Annotated in this window: 4 protein-coding genes; all 4 read right to left on the bottom strand. The window is 71.6% G+C overall.

What is annotated here, in order from left to right:
* Positions 1 to 375: 375 nt before the first annotated feature.
* A complete protein-coding gene (locus ABZV06_RS31825; RefSeq protein WP_355625957.1) occupies positions 376 to 969 on the bottom strand; it encodes an ATP/GTP-binding protein in 594 nt (197 codons plus the stop codon).
* 1 nt (position 970) lies between these two features.
* A complete protein-coding gene (locus tag ABZV06_RS31820) occupies positions 971 to 1345 on the bottom strand; it encodes a DUF742 domain-containing protein (RefSeq protein WP_124820399.1) in 375 nt (124 codons plus the stop codon).
* A gap of 98 nt (positions 1346 to 1443) precedes the next feature.
* Complete coding sequence (locus ABZV06_RS31815; protein WP_030329023.1) at positions 1444 to 1848, bottom strand: roadblock/LC7 domain-containing protein; 405 nt, start codon at positions 1846 to 1848, stop codon at positions 1444 to 1446.
* Positions 1845 to 5438: nitrate- and nitrite sensing domain-containing protein (locus ABZV06_RS31810; protein ID WP_355625955.1), on the bottom strand; the 3594-nt coding region annotated here is incomplete at its 5' end. The genes ABZV06_RS31810 and ABZV06_RS31815, both read right to left, overlap by 4 nt.

Genomic DNA, 5438 nt, shown 5'->3' with positions numbered 1-5438 from the left:
CCTCCGTCTGGCAGACGGAGGGCGCGAAACGTTTGCGAACGTTCCCGGACCCACCGAACGCGCTGCCCGCGACCAGCAGACAGGACGCTGGTCGACGCTGAGCGAGACGCGGGCCGCGAGGGCTGGGGTGATTGCGGGCCAGCGGGGACGGGACCGCTCCTGGGGCGCCTCAGCGGGCGGACGGGGGTATGCAAGCGGCCCTTTGCTCTGCTTCAACCCAGGAAACACCAGCCGTCCGATAGTCGGACACACGGCGTTTCCTCCGCTGAAGCAGAGCAAAGGGCGCGAGGCAGCAGGTGGCCCCGCCGCCGCTGCCTGGAAAGCACTCGACGCCCGGTGGCGGCCAAGGCCACCACCGGGCGCGGAAGCTCCCGGTCAGGCCGGGGCGACGGCGCGCGTACGGCGCATGGTGAGCACGTACTCGACCAGCGAGATCAGCACGTGCTTCGTCGACTCCCGGTTACGGGCGTCGCAGGCCACCACCGGCACGTCGCTCGAGATCGCCAAGGCGTCCCGGACGTCCTGCGGGTCGTGGTACTGCATCCCGTCGAAGCAGTTGATGGCCACCAGGTACGGCAGCCGTCGGTGCTCGAAGAAGTCGATCGCCGCGAAGCAGTCGGCCAGCCGGCGAGTGTCCACCAGCACGACCGCACCGATCGCACCCCGCACCAGTTCGTCCCACATGAACCAGAATCGGGTCTGACCCGGCGTACCGAACAGGTACAGGATCAGATCACGGTCGATCGAGATCCGGCCGAAGTCCATGGCCACCGTGGTCGTCGTCTTGCCCGGCCCCTGCCGGGTGTCGTCGACGCCCACGCCGGCCGAGGTCATGATGGCCTCGGTGGTCAGCGGCGTGATCTCCGAGACCGAGCCGACCAGCGTCGTCTTACCGACGCCGAATCCACCGGCGATAACGATCTTCGCCGACGTCACGCGCCCACTCGGGTTCTGTGGGCGGTGCGACATGTCAGAGCCTGCGAAGTCCACTCAGCACCCTCTCCAGCAGTTCAGTGCCCACCGCGTCATCGGAGTCGTCCAGGATGGTCGGCTCGTGGACCGCGACCAGGCCGTCCGTCGCCATGTCGGCGATGAGCACCCGGGCCACACCGAGCGGCAGCTGCATCCGCGCCGCAATCTCGGCGAGCGATTGCACGCGTCCGTCACACAGCGCGGCGATGTACTGGTGTTCACGGCCACCACCGTTGCCATTGGCAGCGGTGCGGCCGCGCACCGTCGTCTCGACGAGCGCCTCCAGCGCGATGTCGAGCCGGGGACGGGTTCGACCACGGGTCACGGCGTATGGACGGACCAACGCTCCGGTCGGTTCGTCACGATCGGCCATGTCGCCGCTCACCTCCTTCGCACCCCGTACCGGCTCACACCGGTGGAACTCGTCGTTCTTGTCGTTTCAGTTGCGCCGACCGCACGATCGGCGAGGCGTCAGCCCAGCATGCCCGCGGCCGCACGCGGCTGCGGGGTCAGGGCGTCGCCCACCCGGTCGACCAGTAGTGCCATCTCGTAGCCGACCTGCCCGACGTCGGAGCTGCGGGCCGCCAGCACGGCGAAGGACGAGCCGTCCGAGATGGACATCAGGAACAGGAAGCCATTGTCCATCTCCACGACGGTCTGCAGCACCGCGCCTCCCTCGAAGCAGCGGGCCGCACCCTGGGTCAGGCTGACCAGACCGGACGAGATCGCGGCGAGCTGGTCTGCCCTGTCCCGCGGCAGGTCCCGTGACGACGCGAGGAGCAGGCCGTCCGCCGAGACGGCGACCGCGTGTGCGACACCCGGCACCCGGTCGGCGAAGTTGGCCAGCAGCCAACCAAGATCCTGCGTAGTTGTCATCCTTCTTGCTCCTTCTGCCCGCTCCCGGCCGCTGGGCCTGAGCCAGACTGCGAGGATTGCTGCCCTCCCGGAGTCTCCTCCGGGCTGGTCGGGTTGTCCGAGGTGCTACGCCCTCGCTGCACGCCCCGGTGGTAGGCGGAGAGCAGGCCACGGACCGCCTCCGGGGAACGTCGCTGGACCGAGGTGGCGGGCTTCTCCACCGCGCCCGGCACCAGCTGCGCCATCGGCTTGCGCTTGGGCAGGCCGGTCGTGGTGGTCTCGTTCACCGGCGCCGCGGTGGCCGCGGCCGAGGCCGCACGCCACCCGTCGTCGGCGGCGGTCTGCCAGCCGTTGCTCTGCGATTGGGGCCGGCGGTTCGGCAGGCCCTCGGCGGGGCCGGGGCGTGGGCCCCCGTTGGCTGTCGACCCGTTGTCCCGCGGCGCTCCTCCGGCCGTCGGAGTGTCTGCCATCGGTGTGTTACCTGTCGTCCCGGGTGGTGTCTTGTGGGCTGCCCGACCGCTGGCATCGACCGCGGCGAACTGCTGGGTCGCGTCCCCGCCGTTGGCCGCCGGCGCGGCAGCGGTCACGGTCTCCTCCGACCCCGGACGACGGGTACGGAACCAGGCGGACTCGAGCTCCCGGAAGATCGGCAGCTCCATGGTCTCGTCCGCGTACCGCTGGCGGTTCTGGGCCTGCGGCTGCTGCGGCGCGGGACGGGCCGGCGCTGCCTGGGCCTGCGGGGCCGACGGCGCCTGAGGCTGCGGCGCGGGGGCCGGTGGCTGGACCGCGGTGGTCGGCTGTTCGCCGGGTCGCGGCACCCGGGGCAGTTCCGTCGTCATGTCCAGTGCGGCGGCGAGCCGCTCGGGAACAGGCGGGGTCTGCGCGTCCCGCTCGCCACCGGGGACCGGCGGCCAGGCCGGCGGCGCCGGAGCGCCGGGTGCCGGAGCGGGCGGGGCGGACCGGGGGGTGAAGCCGCTGAACGACTGGCTGGAGGCCGGCGGCGCCGAGTACGGCTGACCGGACGCCGGGGAGGCCGAGACGGGCGCCGCGGACACCGGCGGACCGGCGTACGGCTGACCGGAGTACGGAGCGGCGGACACCGGCGGGTTGCCGTACGGCGCACCCGAGTACGGCTGACCGGAGTACGGCTGGCCGGACGCCGGCGAGGCGGAGACCGGCGCGCCGGAGTAGGGCTGGGCGGAGACCGGCGGTGCGGAGTACGGGTGCGCCTCCGGGCTGCTGGGAAGCTGCCGCGGGATGTTCGGCTGCTGGCCGCCGTTCGGCTCGTCACCGGCGCGGCGCTGCGGCAGCGGGTCGATGGTCTGCCCGTTGGCGCTCCGGGGGGTGAACCCGTCGCCGCCGTTGACGCCGTTCGTCGCGCTCGCACCGGTCAGGTCCGACCAGGCGGGCATCGACCGGTACGCGCCCGTGTTGGCGGGCGTACCGGCACCGTTGCGCGACGCCGGATCGAACGGCCTACCACCGAGGGTGACCTGGTTGCCGGACTCGCCGGGGCGTGACCCGTTGCCCAGCGCGGGCAGCGCGCCGAGGACCGGCGACGGCCCAGCGGACTGCGGACCGCCGGCGGCGGGAAGGGCCGGCGGCTGCTGCACCCGGCCGGAGAGCGCCCGCGGCACCAGCACCGAGGTCGGCAGGGTGACGTCGGCGACCGTGCCACGGTCGGCGCCGGGGCGCAGCTCGACACGAACGCCGTGCCGCGACGCCAGGCGGGCGACCACGACCAGGCCCATCATCCGGGAGACCGCCACGTCCACCTGCGGTGGCGTCGCGAGCTTGTCGTTGAGCTCGTGCAGCTGCTCGCGGCTGATGCCGATGCCGCGGTCCTCCACGTAGAGCGAGGCGCGGTCACCGACCCGGCGGGCCTCGACCATGACCTGCGAGTCCGGCGGGGAGAACGCGGTGGCGTTGTCGAACAGCTCGGCGACGAGGTGCACCAGGTCGTTGACCGCGTGCGCGGCGACCTCGATGTCCCGGTCGATGACACCGAACTCGATGCGGGTGTAGTGCTCGACCTCGGACTGCGCCGCGCGCAGCACGTCGATGAGCGCCGCCGGCTCGCGCTGCACGCGGGTGGAGTCGGCACCCGCGAGAACGAGCAGGTTCTCGTCGTTGCGGCGCATCCGGGTGGCCAGGTGGTCGAGCTGGAACAGCTCGGCCAGCCGGTCCGGGTCCTCCTCGCCGCGCTCCAGCCGGTCGAGGTGCCCGATGAGGCGGTCGACCAGGATCTGCGAACGACGGGCCAGGTTGACGAACATGGTCGCGACGGAGGCACGCAGGGCCGCCTGCTCGGCGGCCGTGCGGACGGCCTCCAGGTGGACGGCGTTGAACGCCTCGGTCACCTGACCGAACTCGTCCTTGCTGCGGACCGGCAGCGGCTCGGCAATCTGGTTGGCCAACTGCACCGGGGAGAGCTGCCCGACGACCTGCGGGTCACGCAGTCGGGCCACCGCCTGCGGCAGGCCGTACTGGGCGACGGAGAGCGCGCCCTGACGCAGCTCACGCAGCGAGCGAGCCATCGAGCGGGCGACCAGGTAGGCGAAGAGGATGGCCAGCAGCAGCATGCTGAGCAGCAGGCCGGTCTCCAGGAACACCTGACGCTGGACGTCCGAACGCAGGTTGTCGGCCTCGGCCACCACGTCGCCGTCAAGCTTGGTCTCCACGGCGCGGATCAGCTTGGCGTTGGCCGTCATGGCCGCGTCCCACTGGTCCGGGCCGAACGGAGCGCCGCGCATGTCGCCGGTGGTGTTGCCGTCGATCCAGCCGGTGTAGTTCTGCGCCTCACGGCGGTCACCACCGGCGACCGTCTGGTCGTGGAACTTCGCCTCGTCCGGGCTGGCGACCGCCTTGAAGCTCTGCAGCGCCTGCTGCTGGCCGGTGCCGCTGGCGATGTAGTCGGTGCGCAGCGCCGGAGTCAGCCGCTGCCCACCCTGCACCCCGAGGGCCCGGTGAACGACGACCCGGCGGACGGCGAGGAACTCCTTCTCGCGCGCCACGGCCGCGGCGGCCCGCATCCGGTCGCTCAGGTCGCTGTTGCCGGCGAGCTGGGTGGCCGAGTCACGGATGGCGAGCAGGTCGTTGATGAGACCCTCGTACGCCTGGACGGCCTCGGCGAGCTTGAGCTTGCCGTTGAACACCTGACTGCGGACGCCCGGCAGGTCCTTGAGGTTCTGGTCGATGCCGTTGAGCAGGCCTTCGAGGCTGCCCGGCAGGTCCTCGACGTCGCCCCGCTGCTGCCGGTACGGACCCGTCGCCTGGTCGACCCGGGAGTTCACCCGGTTGTAGGCCTCCTGGTACTGCGCCTTCGGCTGGGTACCCGTCGCCTGGAGCAGCAGCACGGCGGTGGTCCGCTCGTCCTGCAGGGTGTCGATCAGGTCACCCGAATAGCTCGACAGGTTGGCCAGGTCGCCGGCCCGGTTGGCATTGTTGAGCGTGTCCAGGTGGTCGACGAGACCACTGGTGCCCACAACGACCGTGGCGATGGTCGGCACGATCATGATGAGACCGAGCTTGGACCAGATCGGCATGTCCCGGAGTCGACTGGCCGGCCGGCGCAGTCGCGACAGGAAGGAGCCCGCCGTCTTTGGCCGTTT

The organism is Micromonospora sp. NPDC005172, assembly GCF_040608555.1.
Taxonomy (GTDB): Bacteria; Actinomycetota; Actinomycetes; order Mycobacteriales; family Micromonosporaceae; genus Micromonospora.
The sequence above is the reverse complement of the archived record's forward strand: the minus strand, read 5'-3'. Positions and strand labels throughout refer to the sequence as shown.